This window comes from Bacillus sp. 22475, assembly GCF_052044835.1.
GTDB classification, from domain to species: Bacteria; Bacillota; Bacilli; order Bacillales; family Bacillaceae_G; genus Bacillus_A; species Bacillus_A cereus.
Genome location: NZ_JBQENW010000009.1, coordinates 111,609 through 134,709, shown reverse-complemented (window position 1 = coordinate 134,709; position 23,101 = coordinate 111,609). Strand labels below are relative to the sequence as shown.

The window sequence follows — 23,101 nt, the reverse complement described above, 5'->3', positions numbered from 1 at the left end:
ATAAAATAGGTTGAGACAATACTTGCCTCAACCGTTTTTTATGTCTCTTTATAATTTTTTGCCGTAATGACTGTTTCAAACTCAAAGGTTTCCGGTAAATGATCTGCGTAAGAATATTCAAAAGTTCGTCCATCCGTTAAGTAAGCTACTTGCTCAACTCGCATTAGGAAATCCTGATTTGTTAAGTTCATAAACTGCTTTTCCCTATCATCTGGGCGAATTCCTTTAACCCTGACAACAGATGTCCCTACTTCAAGACCAAGTTTATTTTGAATATGTGAGTATATCGACTCCTCTAAAACAGAAGCCTCAACACCTGGGATAACCGAAATTGGCATCCATGTATGCTCCATAATCGTCGGAATGCTGTGAATGATGCGAAGGCGAATGATTTTATAGACGAAATCACCAATTGAAACTCCCAATTTCTCAGCAACTACTTCATCAGCACCTACAATCGCAAACTCGATAATTTTACTTTCTACCTCACTACCGTAAACAGCTTTCGTACCTGTTAAAGTTTGAATCATTCGTGCCTTTTCCTGCTGATGCCAATCTTGTACCACGGTTCCACTTCCGCGCCGGCGGATAATGTAGCCGTCTCTTACTAATAGATCCAGCGCTTTTTTAATAGTAAGTGCTGAAACATCGAATTCTTCAGCAAGGACAGAGCTACTTGGAATTTTTTCGTTGATTTTATATTCACCGTCTAAAATTTGCTGTTTAATCTTTTGATAAATGCCGAGGTATTTTACTTGTGTTGATCCGCTTGCCATTTCCATACCTCCTTTATACTGCAAACTCTCTTCTATTCATTCAAATGTAAAGCCTCAAGTTTGTAAACTGAAGGTGATGGGGCAGCAAATCCGTTTTCCAAGATTTCAATATTCGTTACCGCTTCTTCGTCTTTCACAAGTTTTGATGCACCATTGACAATTGTGTCATACGCCGCATCATAGAAACGACCGTAATCACCAAGTGGCGTTTTAATTTGTTTTTCAATCCAGTCACCATTTGTATTACGATACTTAGCAACTCCATAGTACATCGGTGAATCTTCACCAAACCCTGCACTCTCAGGCATAATACCCGCTTTCAAATCATTTTCCTGCTGATCTTCACCATATTTAATAAACGATCCATTTGTTCCATGGACAATAAAGCGTGGATAATCTTTTGCTACGACATGGTTCGTTTTCAGCTTAATCTTCAACTGATTTCCGTAATGTAGACCAACATCGAAATAGTTATCAACCGCACCTTCCATTTCATTATTACGAATATCGTATGTCACCGTATCTGGACGGCCGAATAGTGAAATCATGCGGTCCATCGTATGAATACCTAAACTGTAAAATGAACCTTCTTCTTTTGGAGCTTCATGAGTGATTGAACCAGGACGGAAATAATCAATATGTGATTCAATCTCAATAATATCACCAAGGAATCCTTGTTCAACTACTTGCTTCACAGCTAAAAAATCACCATCAAAACGCCGGTTTTGATAAGGCATAACGACTACGCCTTTCTCTCGTCCTAATGCTAATAATTCTTTGGCGTGTTCTACTGTATCGCAAAATGGTTTTTCAACGATAACTGATTTTCCAGCTAGTATAACTTTTTTTGCTAATTCATAGTGCGTATGTGCTGGCGTACAAATTGTCACAACTTGAATTTCTTTGTCATTCAACAATTCGTCTAAATCAGTAGTGAAGTAAACACCTTTTTCCTCATATGGAGCCGCTAATTTTTCATTTATTTGACGTACAAAAATTGTTTTTACTTTTATATTATTACGTGTCTTTAAATAAGGTAGGTGATAACGGTTAGCTGATTTTCCAAATCCAATAAAGCCCATTGTTAATGTCATGTTCTTCAACTTCCTTGCTCATAAATTTTCGTTTCTACATTTATTATATATTTTTATCTTTAAAAGTATATAGTTTTAATTTCAAAATTATATACCAAAAAGTCGAGATAGAAATCATTTTCTGATTCCCATCTCGACTTTACGTTATAGACTTATATCCTATCATCATTTTATTTATACTCAATGACTTGAGAGCTACTTGGTTATATACTCTTATTCATACATATACGAACGTGTCATCGGAATTGTATCATTAATCCCTTTTGTAAATACAAATTGATGTAAATCAATATTACCTGTAAAGAACGAAGCTGCACATGCATTTAAATATAAACGCCACATGCGGATAAATCGCTCATCTTTCGTTTTGCGAACTTCCTCTAGTACGTTTTCAAAATTTTGAGCCCAATGTTGTAATGTATTCCCGTAATGTCTACGTAAGCTTTCCACATCAACAATGAAAAATTGTTCGTTTGTCATGTCCGTGATTAATTCGTTAACAGCAGGAACATACCCACCAGGGAATATATATTTTTCAATCCAACCATTCGTAGCACCACCATTAGCCGGAGAAGTAATACAATGCAGCAGAGAAATCCCGCCATCATTTAGTAGTTTGTTAACTGTTTCAAAGTATTGCGTAATGTTGTCTTTTCCTACATGTTCGATCATACCTACACTAACAATTTTATCAAATTTATGATTCCTAATATCGCGGTAATCAAGTAAAGATACTTCAACTAAATCCGTAAGTCCCTCTTGTTTAATTCGCTCGGAAGTCTTTGCAAATTGTTCCTCACTTAATGTTACTCCCATCGCTTTCACACCGTACTGCTTAGCGGCAGCTGTAATGAGCTCACCCCACCCGCAACCGATGTCTAATAGCGTATCACCTTTTTGAAGGTTCAACTTTTTCAAAATATGATTCACTTTATTATGTTGAGCTGTCGTTAAAGAATCTTGTTCATTTTGGAAATACGCACAAGAATATGTCATTGTCTCATCAAGCCATAATTTATAGAAATCGTTCCCAATATCATAATGGTGAGCAATATCTTCTTTATTTTTTTGTTTTGAGAAATTCCATTTACTTTTGAAATATTGCAACTTACTATCACCTAAAAAGCTATCCTGCCTTTTATAAATAGATTGAATTGCTTTTTCAAGATTCCCCTCTATTTCAAGGTCCCCATTCATATATGCTTCACCGAATGCAATAGAAGGATCCTTAGCAATTTCTTTTTTTGAGAGCGGCTTATGGAATGTTATATGAAATTGAGGTTCCCCTTCGCCATATTGTATTGTTTCTCCATTCCAAAGTGTAATTTGAACTGGATCTGAAAACAGATTTTTAAGTATTTTTTTATAAAAAAGTTCTTCAACCATAAAAACATCTCCTACTAAAAAATTGAACAAAAAACTATACTAGTTAATAAGTCTTTTTGAACATAGCTTAAAATCGTTATTGTACTGACTTCTTGCTACGAGTGTCATTATAAAACGGTTATATTATGAAGCATAGTACGTACTTTAAAGTGATGTAGGCACTTTTAAGTACCCATGACTGAAACAGGTCCTCAAAAATTTTACTTTTCATCATAACAACGTTCTAAAGTTTTAAAACGAAAAACACCACCTCGTCATTAGGTGGTGTTTTCAATATTACATATAGAGATTTCACTTAACTTCTGTGTTTTTTCTATCTATGCATCGTTCTCCCCATGCGGTTAATTGATTTAATACATTTTGTAAAGACCACCCATAATCGGTTAGGGAGTATTCTACTCGAGGGGGAATTTCTTTGTAAATTTCACGTGTAATCACACCATCTTCTTCCAGCTCACGTAGTTGCTGCGTTAACATTCTAACAGAAATTTCAGGCATCAAACGTTGTAACTCACTCGTTCGCTTCTTCCCTTTCGTTAAGTGACATAAAATGACGACCTTCCACTTTCCCCCGATAATTTCTAAAGTTGCTTCTATAGGTATATTATATTGTTTCACGCGATCTCCTCTCCTTTTTTATAAATTCCTTATCTATTGTTACGTAAAAATAAATAATTTTCTATACGGCACATTTTAGTTCCTACAGCACAAAAAAGTACCTATATTACAAAAAAGTAATTATGCTGCTTAAAAATCTCCCTCTATACAAAAAGAAAAAACGAACGTATTCTCGTTCGTTTTTTTTTTCTTTATTCAGCTGCGGTTATAAGCATAGACGTGTTACCATTCTTTTCAAGATGATTTTCTCCCCAGTTACAAAGAGTATCGAGTATAGAATCTAAAGAATGACCGTAATCAGTTAAAGAGTATTCTACTTTTGGTGGCACTTGGTTATACACTTTTCTCTCGATTACACCATCTTCTTCTAATTCACGTAATTGTTGTGTTAACATCTTTTGTGTAATACCAGACATTAATTGTTTTAATTCGCACGTTCTCTTTTTGTCTTTCTTTAAATGACAAAGGATAACTACTTTCCACTTTCCACCGATAACCTCTAAAGTTGCCTCTACAGGAATATTGTATGTTTTCATATAAAAATCTCCTTTAATAATTTTATAAGACAAATAAGCTAAAATATTTAAATATTACTTTTAAGTATCTATAGCACCTTAAAGTACGTACTTTTTATTGTGTTAAACATGTTTCATAATAGCATACGTAAACAGCAGATGAGTAGTACGGCACCAAAAAGTACCTGTATTACTTTTTAGTATCTATATCACTTTAAAGTACGTACTTTTCATTATGTAAAATACATTTCATAATAGCATTTGTAAGAGTTGAGTGAGTCATGCAGTGTTAGAAATTACCTGTTAGTACCTGTACTTTAAAGTGAGTATTTTTATCATACATTTTGTCAGACGATGAAATGACATGTTTTCATTTTCACATCCATTCACAATGAATAAATAATTTTCAAATATATTTTAGGAGGATATCTATAATGAGTAAATTACTAAAAGAAAAAATCGGGTTTGGTACAGCACCACTAGGAAATATGTACCGTAATATCCCAGAGGAAGAAGCAATCGCTACAGTGGATGCTGCTTGGGAGAATGGCGTTCGTTACTTTGATACAGCTCCACTTTATGGATCTGGATTAGCGGAAATCCGTCTTGGTGAAGCACTGTCAAAAAGAAATCGTGATGATTACTTTTTAAGCACCAAAGTAGGTCGAACGATTTCAGATGAACTAGAAGATCCATCTGCACGTGATTTAGGTGAAAAAGGCGGACTTTTCGAATTTGGTCGCAAAAATAAAATGATCAATGACTATAGCGCAGATGCAACACTTCGTTCTATCGAGCAAAGTTTGAAACGTTTAAAAACAGATCGTCTAGACTTTGTTTTCATTCATGATTTAGCACAAGACTTTTATGGTGATGAGTGGATTTCACAATTTGAAACAGCTCGAACAGGAGCATTCCGTGCGCTAACACGTTTACGTGAAGAAGGAGTTATTAAGGGCTGGGGGCTTGGAGTAAACAAAGTAGAATCAATTGAACTTATGCTTGATTTAGAAGAAGCGAAACCAAATATATCCTTACTAGCTGGTCGCTATTCATTATTAGACCACGAACGTGCATTGCAACGAGTAATGCCTGCAGCTGTAAAGCATAATATGGATATTGTTGTTGGTGGCCCATATAGCTCAGGTATTCTTGCTGGCGGCGCTCACTTCGAATATCAAAAAGCATCGCCAGAAATTATTGCAAAAGTTGAGAAAATCAAAGCTCTTGCAGATCGTCACGAAATCAGCATCAAAGCTGCTGCACTACAATTTTCACTAGCCAATCCAGCAGTTGCTGCTGTTGTTCCTGGTGCAAGTAAACCGGAACGTATTGTAGAAGACCAAAATGCCTTAAATACAGTAATTCCAGCAGCATTCTGGGAAGAAATGCGCGAACAAAAACTAGTAGCACCTAATGCACCACTACCAATCAACGTAAAATAATTTGAAACCTTAATCAGTGGGGTCATCCCCACTGATTATTTGCTCGCAAATATCGAGATAAAAAGGAGCGTAATGAATATGGCACATACTACTACATCTATGGAAATTTTTTCTTCACCTGAACAAGTATGGCAATTAATCGGAGGTTTCAACTCCCTTCCAGACTGGTTACCTTATATACCTAGCAGTAAATTAACTGAAGGCGGTCGTGTACGTCATCTAGCTAATCCAGATGGCGATACAATTATAGAACGATTAGAAGTATTCAATGATAAAGAGCGCTACTACACGTATTCAATCATGAATGCACCGTTCCCAGTCACTAATTATTTATCTACAATCCAGGTTAAAGAAGGTACTGAAAGTAACACATCGTTAGTAGAGTGGTCTGGTACGTTCACTCCTGTTGAAGTTAGTGATGAAGAGGCAATTAATCTGTTTCATGGTATCTATAGCGATGGGCTCAAAGCATTGCAGCAAGCATTTCTAGATTAATTTACTAAAAACAATGAAAAGCAAAGCGATATCGCTTTGCTTTTTTTATAAAATCCCTTTTAACTTTTCACCAATTAACTTCGCTACATACTCATAACCTTCTGGCCCAAAGTGTAATCCATCTTTTTCATCATTTTCTACAAACCTTTTATAATTCAGTTCTTGAATCATTTCAGCATACAAATTTAGAAAATAGCTTCCTGTTTCTTTTGCCACTTCCTCTACCACGTCTGCATACTGACTAAGCACTCTATTTGTTCTATTATGCTGTCTTTCTTCATCAACTGGTGCAGGACTAATCAGTAGTACTTTATCTGATGAAACTTGGTTCACAATCTTCTCTAAGTTTTCTTTATATGCTTGTAATGACACTTGAGAAAAAGAAACTGCATCATTCGTACCAAGAAAAACTGTTACGAAATCTGGTTTATATGATATTACATCTTCTTCAATTCTATTTAACGCATCGAATGTATTATCACCTGGAACACCTGCATTCACTACTTTCCAGTTCGGAAACATCTCTTGCAAACGTGGTGTTAATCTCGGCATTCCATCAAAAAATGTTTCATCAGCTGTAATACTATCTCCAAAACATACTAACGTTTTCATTAAGCTACTCTCCTTTTACGTATGAAACAACTTTCCTTCTATTGCTTTTATATATCTGTCAGCAGAACGTTCAACTGCCTCATTTGCATTTTCTTTTACTACTCGATGAAAAGCGTTGTATAAACGATTAAACTGTAACGGCTTCACTCGATTCACCATTTCTTCCACTTTTCTCGCTGGTAGTGGAATTAAGTTTGGATAGCTGTACATGAAGCTTACCCACCGCTCATCTGCTACAACTTGAATAATATCACCTGTTAACAAAATTCCTTTTCCGTCATTACCTTCTTCCCAATGTAAGACAGATCCACCTTTAAAATGTCCCCCTAAACGATGAATGACTAATCCATCAGCTAATTGTAAAGACTCACCAGACCAATAAATAATACGACTACTCGGACGCATCACCCACTCTTTATCATCTTCATGTATATAAATTGGTACATCAAATGTCTCTGCCCATTCTACTTGCGTTGAATAATAATGAGGATGAGACAATGCAATCGCATCTAATCCGCCAAGCTCTTTTATTTTCGTAATTGTCGTTTCATCTAAATACGTAATACAGTCCCACAGTAAACGATATGACTCTGTTTTCACTACAAATGCCGTTTGACCGATCGCAAATCCTGGTTTTGTCGTAATACTATAAAGTCCATTTTCCTCTTTTATTATTTCATTTTTATATGTATCATCTGTTTGTAAATTTTCTAAAGTCGTCCAAGACTGCCCTTTCGGATTCACATATTGCCTCTCTTCATCACAAATATGACAACTCACCGGTTCTTCTACACTCGCTGCATACTGCACGCCACACGTTGTACAAACGAAATTTTTCATCATAATTTCCCCTATCCCTATATTTTTATTAAGCTGACTTTTGTTGATAATGATCTGCTTTTTTATTTTCAATTTTTAAACTTATAAAAGTAAGTAAATAGACAACTGTAACCGATAATGGAATTACAGTAAATCCTTTTTCGCTTCTGCAACATTCATCTCATTATCTCCCCAAAAATATTTGTACTATAAAGTCACCTCAACCTCACCTATCCAATAACGCCAAGCTTCTAAATAATCTTCTAAATCTTTCGGGTGGTGCCGTAAACATGTATCTATACGCAAATATAATCCTATGACTATTTCTTCATATAAATCACGGTCATTTTTATGAAATACACATTGTTTCATCGCATAACCAATCGTTTCTTTTGTTAAATCTTCCGGAGTTGAACAGAACGCATAAATTAAATCATATATAGGATCTCCTAACACTGGTAAAGGATCAATTACACCGTGCAGTTTATTCTCTTGAAATATAAAATTATGAAATCCAAGATCACCATGCAATAAAAACGGCTGATTTATTCCAGCGTCCCTATTCGCTAACTTAAGAACCGTTCTATACTCTTCTTCACTTATGTAACGCCTTACATTTTCATGAGCTTCTATCACATTTGTTGTTAAAAATTCACTCCAAGATTGAACCGGATTTTCTTTCCATCCCCAGCCATCAACCTCTGTAGCTACTTCATACTCATTGATAACTTCTTTTACAAGTTTACAAAGAACACTCCGTTTATAGCCTAGTTTGCAAGAAGTTGTGCCCTCAAGGAATGAGTAAACAATATAGCGATTTAAAGGTTCCTTATATAAAAGCTTTGGAAATAATTCGTCCTTTTTATAAAACTGAAGAAAATAAGCTTCTTCACGTATGACATCCGATTCATTCAACTTTACAACGTATTGTTCATCTAACAAATATATAGTACTTGCCGTTCCCCCGTTTAATGCTTTTACGCTATTTGGATAATGTGAAATAACTTTTTCCTTAACTAGTTGTGCAGTGATTATTGAAATGTCCATTCTCTCACCCTTTAATTCGGAAGATTCCCTTAATTCAAAAGACAACTTTACTATTATTTGACAAACGCAAGGGAAATCCTCCCAACCATCCTAATATAACAAACAACAATTTTATTTTATTACAATGGCTTTCTTCAATATCTCATTTATGATAACGTGATTTTATCACTCTAAATGCTCTTCATATACTCTAATAATTTCTATTGCAGGGTCTATGTCTTGTAATTTATGAGCCAAACTTTCTACACCAAACACTTCTGTAAACGTATGACTGCCTACAATTAAATTAATCCCTTTAAATTTCGCATGTTGCACTGTATATAATGTTTTTTCACCTGTTATGTACGTGTCACACCCTTTTTCTAATGCACGTTCAATCAAATTTGTATTGTTTCCTGCACCGGTTAAAATCGCAATCCGTTTTACTAGTTTATCGTGATTTCTCCAGCTCTTCACTTTCTCTTCCATTTTTTCTTCAAGTTTTCCAACTAAGTTTGAAAAAGGAATCGCTTCTTTATATTCTCCTATTCCCGGTAGTTCTTCTTCCTCATACGTGGAATATTCCAGTATTGTATCTATCCCAATTCCGTTAAATAACGATGTACACGTGCCAAACTTTACAAAATCTAACGGCAAATGAACCCAAAAATGATTCATTTCATATTGCTTCAATTTCTCAATACAAGCCTCTTCCATACCAAATAAAAAACTCCACGGCGCATGATGTGTAACTATCATATCGACTCCATTTTTATACGCTTCTTCAATAGTTTCTAACGTTAAATTTGTTGTGTAACCGATTTTGTGAAATTCATCTTTACTTATATGAGTAAAACCATATTCATCATCGCCGTATTTATGAAGATGCTCTCCAAATAGTGATGTTATATGTTCGTTAAACTGCTTTATATTCATTTTATTTCTCCTTTCATTTACTTTTATATTTCAAAAATAAGGAAATACTAAATAAAAACGTTACATACATATAGGAGGACACCATGAAACCTGAATTTTTAAAAGCTGTACATGATGCCATTGGAAACGTCGAACATATTCATATAGAAGAAAGCGGTGCTGACAGCTTACTTATCCATCATGATGATGCACAGCAATTACAACAAGTCGCTAAAACGCTAGAAAATAACAATTTTCGCTCTGCTTTAAGAACAACTGGAGATGCTTCGTATATTGAAGTGTTGAACAGATAATGAAAGTCCGGATGTATGCCGGGCTTTCTTTTTTATATTAAAACTTCAAACTCTTTCACATACACCGCTGTTCCAGCAATATCTATTTGTAACTTTTCGTTTTCTATCCCTTTCGTTACATAAACAGTTACACGACCATCTTTATTTATTTCCTGTCCTTGCTCAACGATTAAGTCCAATTCATGTTCAAAATCTTTCTCTAAATACTCCGCATAATACGCTCCCATTACACCTGAAGCTGTTCCTGTCACTGGATCTTCAATCGTCCCAGCATAAGCTGACGAGAAATGACGGCCATGCATTTGTGCTAGTTCATCATAAGTTTCTAGACAAATTGGGTGAATAGAAGCATTAGGTATTTCTCTTAATACTGACGGAAATGCAGCATTATTAGGTTTCATTCTCTCACACGCATCTAGATTTTTAATCGGTACAATTACAGTCCAATTACCAGTACTTCCATATACAATCGGTAAACTTACATCTAAATCATTTACTTCTAAACCGATACTATGAGCTAATTCTTCTTTTGAACCTGTAAATTCTTTAAACTGAGGTCCTGCCTGTCTCATTTTAATAAAGGTTTCTCCATTTTCATTTACACCTATTTGTATCGGTAAAATCCCAGCCTTCGTTTCAATCGTAAGGTTACTTTTCTCTTCTAATAAACCTTTTTCGCGCAAGGCATATATCGTCCCTACTGTCCCATGACCACATAAATTCATTTCAAAACCAGGTGTAAAATAGCGCATTCTTATATCTCCTACTTCTGAGGAAAGAACAAAAGTTGTTTCGTTATATCCAACTTTTTCAGCAATAATTTGCATTTCCTCTTCCGTTAATCCATCTGCTTCTAATACAATACCTGCTGGATTTCCCTTATTTGGTTTATTCGTAAATGCGTCGTAATGAAATACATTTATAGTCTTCATTTTCTTTTCTCCTAATCTACTTTAAAAATTTTATAATAAAGCTCTGTCTCCGTTTTCACCGAACAATAATTTCTCCAAAATATCCTCTGCATCTTTTCATTTGAAGTATGTGTACTTCCGATGTAATAAGTAGCCCCCATTTCCTTTAACCTATGCAACGATTGAAGATGCAGCTGGGAAGCAATTCCTTTCCCGCGATAATAAGGCATTACTCCAAAGTAAAATAATCGTCCTTCACTTTCTGTTCCAGTTTCTATATGCGGTATGGACATACCAATTGGCTCAGTTTTATCATAAAAAACAATACATGACTTTTCCCAACCCTTACCTAACTCTGTTTGCACTGAATAAAAATGTTCATCGATAGTTACAATTGAAGTTTGATTCCCTGAACCCGACATACATTGTCCCCAAATATATTTAAATTCTTTTTCCGATAACGTTCCTTCTGCTATTGATCGATATGTATATTGTCTTTCAAGCTCTTCTACATTGTTTAATTCTCTACATACTTCTATCTTTGCGGCATACAAAGAAAAACCTGCATCAAGTAACACTCTCACACTTGAGTTATAACTACTAAACCTTTTGTTTAATACAATACTTGCTCTTTTTAACTCCCAATTAAAACAAACCTCTTCAAATCTACTTACCTTTTCTTTATATGTTTGTACGTTATACAAAACATCTTCTTCTATTTCTTCAATCGTTACTGCATTTGGTAAGCCATTTAATACTTTTTTAGAAGGGCCAAATAGATTCTGAATGATTGCAAGATCGTATATCACCACTTCAATTCCCCCACACCAGGCTCAATAAACTTTCCTGAAATATCCTCATTTGAATCTATTACCCAATCATATATATTTTTTGCTCCTTCAGCCGGAGTCATATTCGCATCAAAGGCACCAATATCAGTTTTTAATTTTCCTGGGTGAATGGCAGTTACACGAATTCCTTTATTCTCAAACTCTTGTTGTAAGCAGAGTGTTAACATATTTTGTGCAGCTTTAGCAATTCGATATGAATATGAGAACTGGCCTTGCGGAAACTCTTTGTTCGCCATTTTATGTAATGATCCTAATCGAGAGGACACATTTATTATTCTCGGATGATTCGATTTAGCCAACGCCACATATATACCTTTTACAGCCCGAATTACACCTAAGCAATGAATATTAAATAAGTCCGTTAACTCTTCTGAATTTGTATGTAAAATCTCAGTCTCCTTCCCAGTAATACCAGCGTTATTTATAACTAGATCAACATACTCTGTATATTCCTCAAGCTGCTTCTTAATTTGCTCCGTACTCTCATCAGCCGTTAAGTCTGCCAATATAGGAAAACATCTACCACTAAACATTTGCTTCAATTGCGTTACTGCAACCTCAGTTCTAACTAATGGATAAACGATATGCCCATTTTCATGAAATACTTTTACTAACTGTAACCCTAACCCGCGGCTGCCACCTGTAATAAACACTCTCATATATTCATCTCCTTATTTTTATAATAAATAAGAAAATCCATCCACTTATCATTCTCTAAAGAAAACGCCTCTCTTTTGCATTCAAATGAAAAACCTGCTCTTTCCGCAAGACGAACCGATGGCTCATTATCAAAACGTATATGTAATTCAATTCTATGGAACTTCAGGCTATTAAAAAATAACGATAACGCAGCTTTCACACTTTCAACACCATATCCATTTCTCCAGTATTGATTATGTATGGAATATCCCATCATCGCCCATTGATAGTCCATACGTAAAATTTTTATTAGCTCTAGCTTTCCAATATTAACCCCATCTTCTTTACGAAAAATACCTAATACATACATCTCATCTCGATGCGCTGCTTCATCAAAACCTCTTATCCATTCCGTGAACCATTCTTTTGTTGATGATGCCATAACTTGATAGCCATCGTCGTATTTATACTGCGATGGCAGTCTCTTGTTAAATCCATCTAACCAACTTTCATAATCATCTTTTTGAAATGGACGGATAATGAGTCTATCCGTCTCTACTTCTAATAACGGTAGCTTCATTTAATTTCATCCCTCGAATTATTAATTGAATATTCTTTATTATCTTACACAAAATACAAAATCTAGTAAATTATTATGTTTTTGATGAACAAGGGTCTGCTAAACTACAATGTTGATTTTTGAGAAATACAAAAAGGAAACCCTATTCTGAAGGGTTTCCTTTTGTTATCGTACTACCAATCTTATCTGTAATTTAAACCGTGTATTCTGTCTTTAATATTCCATAAACATCAACATCTTCATATGTATTTATTAAAAGTCTATTTTGTCGTAATGTACCTTCTTTACGTAAGCCCGACTTCTCTAACACTTTAATCGACGATCTATTTCTAGAAATGGCAGATGCCCAAATTTTGTTTAGACCTAATTCGATAAAGCCAAATTGAATCATTCTGTTTACAGCCTCAGTTGCAAAACCCTTGCCCCAATAATTCTTACCAATCCAATAACCAAGCTCACCTCTATTATTACCCTTGTCAATTCTTAGCGTAATTGTACCTACAATTTTTCTTGATTCTTTAGAAACAATTCCTAAAGGATATTCGATTCCTTGCCTAATAAGTTCTGGTTGCATATCAACCCAATCTTGCGCGAACTCCAATTTATATGGGTGTGGAAGCCCAAGAATATTAGCTAAATCTTTGTCATTAGCCAATTCTTTAATTCTAAACACATCATCATTGGTAAAAGGTTCTATACATAAATGCTCAGTTTCTAATTTTATAGCCATATTTTCTCCCCCTTGTACTGAAATTAATTAACTTCCTTTATTTTCAATATTACAGCAAAAACACAAAGAAAGTTCCAAATATCAACAATAATCACTAACAGAATCATAAACAAAAAATCCAGTTATGCGTTACACATAACTGGATTCATCATCTAATAGCTTTTTTATTTTACAAATACATCTTCTCTTAATTCCCTCTTCAATACTTTTCCTAAAGCATTTTTCAGCAATTTTTCCATAAATACAACTTTGGGTATTTTATAACTTGCTAGTTTTTCTTTACAATGCTGCATAATTTCTTCTTCCGTTAAAGACGTTTGCATATCTTTTACAATATACGCTGTCGGAACCTCACCCCAAAAGTCATCTGGAACTCCAACTACTGCAACTTCTAAAACACCATGTATTTCATGAATGACATCTTCTACTTGATCTGGATATACATTGTCACCACCGCGTATAATAACGTCTTTATATCTTCCCATAATATGCAGGAATCCATCGTCATCTATCATGCCAGCATCACCCATGTTAAACCAGTTATCTTTTACTACCTTCTTTGTCGCCTTTTCATTATTCCAATACCCTTTAAACATGTATGGACTTTTCACATGAATCTCTCCAACTTCATTTGTTGTTAGTTCATGTCCTGTTTCCGGATGAACAATTTTCACCTCTACATTTTTCAAGGTTTTTCCTACAGAAGACATCTTTTCTTTTCCCATCATTGGATGCCATGAGGTTACAACCCAACCTTCTGTACTACCATAGCCTTGCACCATATATATTCCTTTTTCCATATATTTTTGAATGAGTGTTTCTGGCACTTTTGTACCACCGCTTTGTGCTACTTTAAAGGTTGAAATATTACGTTCTTTTTTATTTAATTCATCAAGCATGTAACTATAAACAGCTGGGAACGCAAGCATCGTAGTAATTTTCTCTTCTTCAATCTTATCCCAAATAAGAGTGGGGTTCGAATCAGCTAAGAAAATCATTGTAACGCCATGATAAATACAATTTAAAATAGAAAGCACGCCACTCATATGGAACAATGGATGCACAGATAAAAAGCGTTCACCTGCTGGGATTTCTCTTTGTCCCGCAATTTCAGCAAAATAATGATGTAAATTTTTATGTCCAATTACACATGCTTTCGCCTGTCCAGTCGTTCCTGAAGTAAATAAGTAAATGGCATCGTCTTCTTCATGAACTTCTACGTTCGGTTCTGTCGTTGGCTGTTTTTGCAACTCTAATTCAAATGAACCAAAGCCTTCTTTTGTCGTTTGAATTACATAAGGGATTTCTTTAACAGCATCAACATTTAATAACACTTCACTAAATTCTTCATCAATAACTAACACTTTTAATTTCGCTTCTTTTACAATCGTTTCTAATTCATATACAGTAAGCTGATGATTTAGCGGAATAAATACCGCTCCAATTTTTAAACTTGCCATCATAACGCTTGGAAATGGGTGATTATTTTTGCATAGTATTCCTATACGATCTCCTCTTTGCACACCATTATGTAACAAATAATGTGCAAGCTGATTTACTCGTTCATTATATTGCTGAAACGAATATCTTTTCTTCCCCCCTACAAGCGCTTCCAAATTTGGTGATTGCATTGCTCTCTTTTGTAATAATTGTCGCATCGTTCTCAAGTAAAACTCCCCTTTATATATGTTAGGTTTTTTATTTTACCAGATTAACTATTAATTTACTAAAGATTACACTTAGTGAATATAAGAAGAATATAAAATAGCCATTTACTTCACAAGTAAATGGCTATTTTTCATTATATATTAGAATACTTCTTGTTCATTACATATTGCACATACTCAGGTGCACTTTTATCAATCTCTTCATCACTTAGTTTGTATTCTGCACCATATAAATAAAAGGAAGGTATAAATTCCATACCTGTATATAGGCATGTAGCTTGGAATGGTTTCGTCAACTCATCCATTGTAATCCCACTATTTTCATAGTCTTTTTCTAATCCACCTATAGAAATAGCTACACCAAATTCTTTCCCCTTCACTTTATCTCCTTGTGATCCGTACGCAAATCCATATGTTAATACATCATCGAACCATTTTTTTAATAATGGTGGTGTGCTGTACCAGTAAAGCGGAAATTGAAATATATATCTGTCATGTTCTACTAATAACTTTTGCTCTTCTTCAATATTAAACTCCCAATCCGGTGCCACCTTATATAATTCATGCACCGTAATTTCATCTGAATGTTTCTCAAGTTCTTCTATCCATCTTTTATTAATTTTTGATTTTTCAATATGAGGGTGTGCTACAATTACAAGTGTTCTCATCATTTTCCAGCCCCTTTATAAATTAATCAATCCTTTACGTATTAGTATGAATGAGTTACATATAATTGAAAAGTACGTACTTTCAGGTACTATAGGAACCTTGAAGTACCTTTGGAGGTGTTATATGAATCAAAATGATAATTGCCCAATTGCAACAACACTCGATGTAATCGGTGGAAAATGGAAAGTTCATATTTTATGTATTTTGTCGGATGGAAAAATGCGAACAAATGAAATTAAACGAGAAATCCCAAACATTACACAAAAGGTTCTTACACAACAACTTCGGCAACTTGAAGCTGATGGGATTATCTATCGTACCGTATATCAAGAAGTACCACCAAAGGTTGAGTACACCATAAGTGAATACGGAAAATCTTTAATGCAAATAATGAATGATCTGTTTGAATGGGGAAAAGATCATCAGATTAAAAGATTACATGACTAAAAAAGCACTATATACTTTGTTTAATCCTCTACGTTCATATTTTTTATTTCTATAAAGTTTATTTTCATCATTTTTTAGCTAACTTGTTTTCTTAGATTGATGGACGTGACCCCACATCCATCAATCTAAAAAGATACAATTAGAAAAATGAGATTTCTATAAAGTTTCGCATATAAACACTACTTCCGCCTCATTAAGCGCTCGCTCTACTTTTTCTAATCTCAATTGTACGTAAGCTATAAAGAAGCACCCCTAAACCGAGAATTTTTTCATTATTAGACGCATTAGAACCTAAGGTAATGGTAGGGTACATTTAAACCCATAAACCTTTCACTCCATTCTATAGGCATATAAAAAGATACTCCTTAAAAATAAAAAACGCTATTCTCTCTGTAAAATCATAGAAAAGAATAGCGTTTTTTATTTTGAAATAGAAGTCATTATTTAAACTAAACATGCTAATATTGATTTTGTGCGATTGTCAGTTACCTCATAATAAATTTCTAATCCTTTCCGAGTACCTGTAACCATTTTAGCAGCTTTTAGTTTAGATAAATGTTGACTAATTGTACTTTGAGGCATTTGTAAATCCCCATACATTGTTGTTACATTAGTAGGACCTTTTGCAAGCATTATTTTTACTAAAGATAGACGAACTGGATGCGCCAATACCTTTAACACCTCAGCGATTTCTTGAAACATTTCTTTTTTTTCTTTCATCTTATTTCTCCCCTTTTATATACATATTTATGTTATCCATATATATAATTCGGAGGTATATGCGTTTTTGTGTCCGTCATTTTAAAAAAATATAAAAAAACTTTAATCCGAAACTAAAGGATTAGCTTAACATAATGTCTCACCATTAATGATGAATAGGAATCTCATTATAGAAGCAGCAGTTTTTATACTACAACTCTACATTCAACTAACTAAAACCAATGAAAAAAAGAGCAGATAGTCTGCTCTTTTATGATGCCTCCTTATGTTCCGTGGAATGTTTAACACTCCCCAGTCTCTTTAGTTTATTCCACCCTACCGCTACTCCTCGAAGCGATGAGAATATAGATTTAATGACAACATAAGTCATAAATTGGCGATAAATAAAACGTTGTAAAATTAACCATGCCAATGGTTTTGGGTTCTCTTCCTCTAATTTAAATGCGAACAGAGAAGCGAGAAGATCCATTAAAAAGAAAACAAGATAAAATCCTAAAACTTTTAGCGGATTACTACTAAATAGTCCTATAATCATTAATATATCTGCAAAAGGAGCAATGAATTGCAGCACATATTGGAATAACCACATATTAGGCAGTGCAATAAATCCTAATGTTTTATGCTTTGGATTACATAACGCTTTTCGATGTTTCCAAAGACATTGAAGTGTACCATATGACCAACGATACCGCTGTTTAATGAGACTTTTCACATCTTCAGGTGATTCCGTAAAAGCATGCGCTTTTTCTTCATATACAATTCTATGCCCTTGACGTAAAAATGTAATAGTAAGATCCGTATCTTCTGCTAACGTATCTTCGCTTAAATATCCAGATTCAACTACATTCTTTTTGCGCCACGCCCCAATAGCTCCTGGAACTACTGTAATACAATTTAACTCATCAAAAGCTCTACGTTCTAAATTAAACCCTGTAATGTACTCAACATGTTGCCAAGTAGTTAACAAATTCCGTCTATTCCCCACTTTGACATTACCTGAAACTGCAGCTACATTCTGATCTTCAAAGTGTCTAACCATTAGAGAAATGGCGTCTTGCGCAATAATAGTATCCGCATCTAAAGTGACAATGATTTCTCCTCGCGATTGTTGAAACCCTAGGTTCATTGCCGATGATTTCCCGCCGTTTTCTTTCTGAATGAAACGAACTTTAGGGTGTTTATAAAATGTTTCTTTCATTACTTTTGACGTACCATCTGTCGATCCGTCATCCACAACAATAACTTCAAATTCTCTATAATTACTATCCAAAATTGAGCGAATCGTCTTGGCTATCACCTTTTCTTCATTATATGCTGCTATGACAACACTAACAAAAGGTTGATAGGACGAATTAATATAGCGAGATAACATTTTTCTTTTCTGCTTCCATGCAAAATAAATTAAGAATAAAAATCGAAAAATCCCTAATCCAATAGCAATATAAAAAATAGTTGTTAATATATGCTTAAAGTATCCTGCCCCTGAAAAGACAGCTTTATTGTAAAGTAAATATTGCTTCCCCTCAGAAGAAACAGGAGGCATAATTTCATCTCGTTCTTTATTCATTAAATCTGAAATTGTTACAAAACTATATCCATGCTTTTTTAGGTCTTTAATAATGATTGGGAGCGCCTCTACTGTATGTGTACGGTTCCCTCCCGCATCATGGAGAAGAATAATATTTCCCTCTCCCTTATAAATGGGATTAAGAGCACGCTTTACTAATTCATTTGTTGATGGTATTGCCCAGTCTTCGGGATCAACTTTTTCCGCTACCATTGTATAGTTCATATTTTGTGCACGTAAAATAGGCAATATTTCATTTGATGAATCCGGGCTAGCATCCGCTTCATATGGCGGTCTAAATAAAACCGTAGAATGTCCAGTTACTTCCTGAATTAAACGTTGCGTCGTATTAAGTTCTACTTTCGTTCGTAGTAAAGACGTATCTGCTATGTTAGGATGCTTGAAAGTATGATTGCCAATTTCATGCCCTTCATCGTATATTCTTTTTACAATACTAGTATTTAGTTGCGCGTTTTCACCAAGCACAAAAAAAGCAGCTTTTATTTGATTCTCTTTTAATATATCTAATATTTCTGGCGTATATTTCGGGTCTGGTCCATCATCAAATGTTAATACTACTTGTTTCCCATTTGGTTTTCCATATCGTTGCACTTCATATGCAGATGGTAAGGATTGATATACTTCATCTGTAATATAATCATCTTTGCCTACTTTAAAATCTCTCAATCCATTTTTTCTTTCATTCTCAATCTGTAAAATTTCACCTTGTCCAGAATAATTCACTTCATCTAAACTACTGATTTTATGTAATACATTAGGATTTTTTTGTACCTCAATAGGATTTTTTAAAACTTTCCATATTGTAGGATCTTCTGCTCCTAATCTCCATAGCGCAAACCCCTTTGCATGATTGTCCATTGCGATTTTCACTTGATTATAAAGAGTAACACCGTCTAAGAACCAAGCAGTATGTTCTTTCTCTCCTGTTTTATATCTAAAATACGGATTTCCACTCACCTTATCCCATTGAATTTTTATATTTGAATCATGAGCCATTGCCATAACTTCTGAAAAAGTCATAGACTTTGCAGCTTCTTTACTATTTACTTCCCAATCATATCCATAGTTACCGAAAGCAACTATAAGTTTATTAGACGGAATATTCAGTTCTTTTAATGTATGTTGGAACCATTTATTTGAAGCAATTGGTCCTGGTTCCCCCGCTCCATAGTGCTCATCGTACATCATTACAATCATTCGATCTATTATTTTTGCTAACGCACTATAATCAAAAGCCTTATCATTAGCTGGAACATCTTGTGTAACGAGCAAATCATGTTCATGAAATTCCTTAGTAAGTTCTTTCATAAAATTTGTTAAGTTTTCTCTATCACTTTCAGGTACGGCCTCAAAGTCAATATTAATACCTGAAAACTGATTTTTTTTAACTTGGATTACTAAATCATTAATAAACTTTGTCTTTACATCGTTTGAGGAACTCAGTAACTTATGAATTAGCCCACTATCAGGACCAGAAGCTTCCTCAGTATAGTTAGTAAGCAAAGGCATAATCTTCACTTGATTTTTTTCTGCCAACTTTACTATCTCAGGTTTTATCTCACTTCTAATCGTTAAATCTGCTTTTAAATGATACCACTCTGGTACTAACGTAGTTAATGAATCGATATTTTCTTTTAAAGAAGCGGTACTATTTTCATCCCAGTTTACATAAAAACCATACACTTCTTTAGGATGTTTACTATCCTTCGGCGGATTCACCAAATTTTTATTATCCTTTGTTTCGGTATTTGGGTTAAATGCTTCCTTCTTTAACTGCTGATCACTAAGTTTTTGATTAATTGGTACAAGTTTAGTATCTTGTTGTACAGCGCTATTCATATTTGGAATTTCTGGTGTTGAAAAAATACTTTGAAAGAAAAAATAAAATACAACACTTACACTAACTATTGAGATACATAGAAACCAAATAAAGGCTATGTTTCTCCTTCCTTTCGGATCATAAAAAACAGGTTTTTCTTTATCTTTCTCTTGTTGAATGTTTTTCTCCATTATATTTTTCACATACTCCTTCTTAATAGAACTATAAAATAATAAAGTGCAACTTTAATCAGCCCTCACCAATTGGGCATTTACAAGCAGCCCAACTCCCACCTAACTTCTTTGCCCCAGCCAAATTTTGAGATGGGAGTTTTACTGCCCACAATAGCGAGAGAAATCCTTTTAGCTTTGAAATGAATCTCTCACTTCCATATTCTATTGATTCTTCTTTTCATTCCCTTGCTGGTGGCCTCTATTTTCTTGTTGAGACCCCCTACCATTGTTTCCTTGCTCGTTTCCGTCATTTTCTTTCTGGGATCCTCTTCCATTGTTCCCTTGCTGATTCCCATTATTTCCTTGTTGAGGATTTCTTCCATTGTTCCCTTGCCCATTTCCATTATTCCCTTGTTGAGACCCTCTTCCGTTGTTCCCTTGCTCGTTTCCGTTATTTCCCTGTTGAGATTCTCTTCCGTTGTTCCCTTGCTGATTCCCATTATTTCCTTGTTGAGATCCTCTTCCGTTGTTCCCTTGCTGATTCCCATTATTCCCTTGTTGAGATCCTCTTCCGTTGTTCCCTTGCTGATTCCCATTATTTCCTTGTTGAGCTTCTCTACTGTTATTCTCCTGTTGATTCCCTCTATTTTCTTGCTGAGATCCTCTTCCATTGTTTTCTTTTATTTGCTTCGATGGCTGTTCCTCTGTTTTCTTTTGTTCTTTCTGCTCTTGCTTTTCATATTTTTTTTCTTTTACAGGAGACAAATCGAGTGTTGCATCAGGAGATGACTCCGGCTGTGATTTTACCTCTTCTTCGTTTTCCACCGGATTAGACGGGGTGACAGGAGGCGTAAGTGATTTGTTCTTCTCATTCTCTTGCTTTATATAAACACCTGTGCCAATTCCAGCTTTTCTAGCATTCTCTCGTATTTGCATTGTGCTACTTTGATATTCAACTGTAATATGTTTTAGCTCATATTCTTTCTTTAATTCTTTCATTGCCTTTTCCAAAAGTGGTTCTAGTGCCTTGTCCTTTGCAACAGCTGTTAGCATAACTTGCTTATCATTCGTTAAATACTTATCCTCTTGACTTTGCTTTATAATAGTACGTATTACTTCTTGTAATTGTTTATTTTCCCATTGCTTCAATTCTTTTAAAATACGCCTTCCATCATCATTACAAGCCTGCAAATCTATAACACGAAAATCCTTTGTTACGCTCACCTCTAAACTTGGATTTATATCAACTGAGACGTAAGCAAATACTTTTTCTTCTGGTTGGTTGTAGAAAAACAGCACTGCAAATAGAAAACAAGCAACAAGTATTGATGCAGGCTTTAAAAAGGAAGGAATCGAAAAATGCGATGCTTTTTGTTCTTGCTCATCAAACGAGATTTCCTCCCCGATTATGCAAGAATCCCCTTTTCTTTTACACGTAATAAACTCTCCATTTGGTGTTAAAACAACTACGCTATGCTTTTTTATATCCATCACAATTCCTTTATTCATCATGCTTTTCCCCTCTTATGTAATCCAGAATATATGTATAGTTGTTTGCAAAAATAATACACATTGCAATAATGTATTTTCTATGTCGTTCCAACGTTTTACGACTTACCCTAACACGCGGTTCAATATGTTTAAGCGGTAACTTTTTCTTTCGGAACAGCTCTTCCATCATTTCCTCTTCTTTTATAATTATTTTCACAATTCCTATTAAGTGCTCACGTGTATCACGATGCTTAGGAGATTCTTTAGCAAGCTCTGAGAATGTGATTTTAAACTCAGCTAGCACACTTTGAAAATGAAGAATTTCCTCCTTACGGTTACTATTTTCCATCTCTTTCATATACTCCGTAAGCGACACTTGCATTTCTAACATTTCCTCTTGCTCATCTTCTTTTAAAAAGACAAAGTTATGTTTAGACTCCTTACGTATATAGTCAATTACATCTCTTTTTATAAGAAGATCAGCAAACGCTAAAAAGGATTTTCCTTTTGTATATGAATACTGTTCAATTGCTTCGTTAAACGCAAACAATCCAATGCTATATTCATCATCCTGTTCTGTAATATACCGGCGGCAGACAGATGAAATTGATTTTCTAATAAAAGGCTGATACTGTACGATAAATGCTTCTTTATCTTCTTCGTTGTTTTGTATGTTACATACGATATCTTCTATTTTCGGTTTTCTTAAGATCTTCATTACTAAACTCAACACTTGTAATCTCCCAGCCTCCTTCAAATAGCAAAATGGCCACTACACAAGTGACCATTTAACCAGATTTT

Annotated in this window: 24 protein-coding genes and 1 pseudogene; 4 read left to right on the top strand and 21 right to left on the bottom strand. The window is 34.6% G+C overall.

What is annotated here, in order from left to right; genetic code table 11:
* Nucleotides 1-38: 38 nt before the first annotated feature.
* The 5 genes from ACTJJY_RS16545 to ACTJJY_RS16525 form a co-directional block, all read right to left on the bottom strand.
* Entirely contained in the window at nt 39-776 is a 738-nt protein-coding gene (locus ACTJJY_RS16545) for a GntR family transcriptional regulator (RefSeq protein ID WP_016123066.1), read from the bottom strand.
* Between the two features lie 32 nt (nt 777-808).
* The gene (locus tag ACTJJY_RS16540; protein ID WP_440606028.1) at nt 809-1,870 is read right to left on the bottom strand and encodes an oxidoreductase; all 1,062 of its coding nucleotides are present in this window, start codon (nt 1,868-1,870) and stop codon (nt 809-811) included.
* 213 nt (nt 1,871-2,083) lie between these two features.
* The gene (locus ACTJJY_RS16535; RefSeq protein WP_440606027.1) at nt 2,084-3,256 is read right to left on the bottom strand and encodes a cyclopropane-fatty-acyl-phospholipid synthase; all 1,173 of its coding nucleotides are present in this window, start codon (nt 3,254-3,256) and stop codon (nt 2,084-2,086) included.
* A 291-nt stretch (nt 3,257-3,547) separates the two neighbouring features.
* Entirely contained in the window at nt 3,548-3,874 is a 327-nt protein-coding gene (locus tag ACTJJY_RS16530; RefSeq protein ID WP_006924211.1) for a winged helix-turn-helix transcriptional regulator, read from the bottom strand.
* Nucleotides 3,875-4,065: 191 nt separating this feature from the next.
* Complete coding sequence (locus tag ACTJJY_RS16525) at nt 4,066-4,410, bottom strand: winged helix-turn-helix transcriptional regulator (RefSeq protein ID WP_000860820.1); 345 nt, start codon at nt 4,408-4,410, stop codon at nt 4,066-4,068.
* 413 nt (nt 4,411-4,823) lie between these two features.
* Here ACTJJY_RS16525 and ACTJJY_RS16520 point away from each other — a divergent pair, with 413 nt between their 5' ends.
* Together ACTJJY_RS16520 and ACTJJY_RS16515 are read left to right on the top strand one after the other, a co-directional pair.
* Nucleotides 4,824-5,834 carry an aldo/keto reductase gene (locus ACTJJY_RS16520; protein WP_006924216.1) on the top strand — a complete coding sequence of 337 codons (1,011 nt, stop codon included), beginning with the start codon at nt 4,824-4,826 and terminating at the stop codon, nt 5,832-5,834.
* A 78-nt stretch (nt 5,835-5,912) separates the two neighbouring features.
* The gene (locus ACTJJY_RS16515) at nt 5,913-6,329 is read left to right on the top strand and encodes an SRPBCC family protein (protein WP_000951538.1); all 417 of its coding nucleotides are present in this window, start codon (nt 5,913-5,915) and stop codon (nt 6,327-6,329) included.
* Between the two features lie 45 nt (nt 6,330-6,374).
* Here ACTJJY_RS16515 and ACTJJY_RS16510 read toward each other — a convergent pair whose 3' ends face one another.
* The 5 genes and pseudogenes from ACTJJY_RS16510 to ACTJJY_RS16490 all read right to left on the bottom strand — a co-directional run bounded on the left by ACTJJY_RS16510 (nt 6,375) and on the right by ACTJJY_RS16490 (nt 9,722).
* A complete protein-coding gene (locus tag ACTJJY_RS16510; RefSeq protein WP_423115368.1) occupies nt 6,375-6,941 on the bottom strand; it encodes an SGNH/GDSL hydrolase family protein in 567 nt (188 codons plus the stop codon).
* 15 nt (nt 6,942-6,956) lie between these two features.
* Nucleotides 6,957-7,784, bottom strand: a complete 828-nt coding sequence (locus tag ACTJJY_RS16505; RefSeq protein ID WP_081366351.1) for an MBL fold metallo-hydrolase — start codon at nt 7,782-7,784, stop codon at nt 6,957-6,959.
* Between the two features lie 25 nt (nt 7,785-7,809).
* Nucleotides 7,810-7,926, bottom strand: a pseudogene (locus tag ACTJJY_RS16500) (DUF7010 family protein); the annotation flags it as partial.
* A 41-nt stretch (nt 7,927-7,967) separates the two neighbouring features.
* The gene (locus tag ACTJJY_RS16495; protein ID WP_440606026.1) at nt 7,968-8,807 is read right to left on the bottom strand and encodes an aminoglycoside phosphotransferase family protein; all 840 of its coding nucleotides are present in this window, start codon (nt 8,805-8,807) and stop codon (nt 7,968-7,970) included.
* A 165-nt stretch (nt 8,808-8,972) separates the two neighbouring features.
* Nucleotides 8,973-9,722, bottom strand: a complete 750-nt coding sequence (locus tag ACTJJY_RS16490) for a Nif3-like dinuclear metal center hexameric protein (protein WP_440606025.1) — start codon at nt 9,720-9,722, stop codon at nt 8,973-8,975.
* A gap of 83 nt (nt 9,723-9,805) precedes the next feature.
* Between ACTJJY_RS16490 and ACTJJY_RS16485 the strand changes: the two genes are divergently transcribed.
* The gene (locus ACTJJY_RS16485; protein WP_000801653.1) at nt 9,806-10,015 is read left to right on the top strand and encodes a hypothetical protein; all 210 of its coding nucleotides are present in this window, start codon (nt 9,806-9,808) and stop codon (nt 10,013-10,015) included.
* A 32-nt stretch (nt 10,016-10,047) separates the two neighbouring features.
* Here ACTJJY_RS16485 and ACTJJY_RS16480 read toward each other — a convergent pair whose 3' ends face one another.
* From ACTJJY_RS16480 to ACTJJY_RS16450, 7 genes are all read right to left on the bottom strand, one after another.
* Entirely contained in the window at nt 10,048-10,947 is a 900-nt protein-coding gene (locus tag ACTJJY_RS16480; protein WP_440606024.1) for a PhzF family phenazine biosynthesis isomerase, read from the bottom strand.
* 11 nt (nt 10,948-10,958) lie between these two features.
* Complete coding sequence (locus ACTJJY_RS16475; RefSeq protein ID WP_440606097.1) at nt 10,959-11,735, bottom strand: GNAT family N-acetyltransferase; 777 nt, start codon at nt 11,733-11,735, stop codon at nt 10,959-10,961.
* Nucleotides 11,732-12,436: an SDR family NAD(P)-dependent oxidoreductase gene (locus ACTJJY_RS16470; protein WP_440606023.1), complete on the bottom strand. Its 705-nt coding sequence runs from the start codon at nt 12,434-12,436 to the stop codon at nt 11,732-11,734. The genes ACTJJY_RS16475 and ACTJJY_RS16470 overlap by 4 nt, the downstream gene beginning before the upstream one ends.
* A complete protein-coding gene (locus ACTJJY_RS16465) occupies nt 12,433-12,996 on the bottom strand; it encodes a GNAT family N-acetyltransferase (protein ID WP_440606022.1) in 564 nt (187 codons plus the stop codon). Before ACTJJY_RS16465 ends, ACTJJY_RS16470 begins: the two co-directional genes overlap by 4 nt.
* 193 nt (nt 12,997-13,189) lie before the next feature.
* On the bottom strand, nt 13,190-13,726 hold the full coding sequence (locus ACTJJY_RS16460; RefSeq protein ID WP_377858630.1) for a GNAT family N-acetyltransferase: 537 nt from the start codon (nt 13,724-13,726) through the stop codon (nt 13,190-13,192).
* Between the two features lie 164 nt (nt 13,727-13,890).
* The gene (locus ACTJJY_RS16455; RefSeq protein ID WP_440606021.1) at nt 13,891-15,393 is read right to left on the bottom strand and encodes a class I adenylate-forming enzyme family protein; all 1,503 of its coding nucleotides are present in this window, start codon (nt 15,391-15,393) and stop codon (nt 13,891-13,893) included.
* 134 nt (nt 15,394-15,527) lie between these two features.
* Entirely contained in the window at nt 15,528-16,061 is a 534-nt protein-coding gene (locus tag ACTJJY_RS16450; RefSeq protein WP_016123075.1) for an NAD(P)H-dependent oxidoreductase, read from the bottom strand.
* 124 nt (nt 16,062-16,185) lie between these two features.
* Between ACTJJY_RS16450 and ACTJJY_RS16445 the strand changes: the two genes are divergently transcribed.
* Complete coding sequence (locus tag ACTJJY_RS16445) at nt 16,186-16,509, top strand: winged helix-turn-helix transcriptional regulator (protein WP_001072980.1); 324 nt, start codon at nt 16,186-16,188, stop codon at nt 16,507-16,509.
* Between the two features lie 444 nt (nt 16,510-16,953).
* On the opposite strand, the gene ACTJJY_RS16440 is transcribed toward ACTJJY_RS16445, so the two are convergent.
* The 4 genes from ACTJJY_RS16440 to sigI all read right to left on the bottom strand — a co-directional run bounded on the left by ACTJJY_RS16440 (nt 16,954) and on the right by sigI (nt 23,033).
* Entirely contained in the window at nt 16,954-17,229 is a 276-nt protein-coding gene (locus tag ACTJJY_RS16440; RefSeq protein ID WP_000660066.1) for an ArsR/SmtB family transcription factor, read from the bottom strand.
* 250 nt (nt 17,230-17,479) lie between these two features.
* On the bottom strand, nt 17,480-20,827 hold the full coding sequence (locus ACTJJY_RS16435) for a glycosyltransferase (RefSeq protein WP_440606020.1): 3,348 nt from the start codon (nt 20,825-20,827) through the stop codon (nt 17,480-17,482).
* Between the two features lie 204 nt (nt 20,828-21,031).
* Nucleotides 21,032-22,321 (bottom strand): anti-sigma factor domain-containing protein, encoded by a 1,290-nt coding sequence (locus ACTJJY_RS16430; RefSeq protein ID WP_440606019.1) that lies wholly within the window; start codon nt 22,319-22,321, stop codon nt 21,032-21,034.
* On the bottom strand, nt 22,311-23,033 hold the full coding sequence (sigI, locus tag ACTJJY_RS16425; protein WP_440606018.1) for an RNA polymerase sigma factor SigI: 723 nt from the start codon (nt 23,031-23,033) through the stop codon (nt 22,311-22,313). The genes ACTJJY_RS16430 and sigI overlap by 11 nt, the downstream gene beginning before the upstream one ends.
* Between the last annotated feature and the right edge of the window lie 68 nt (nt 23,034-23,101).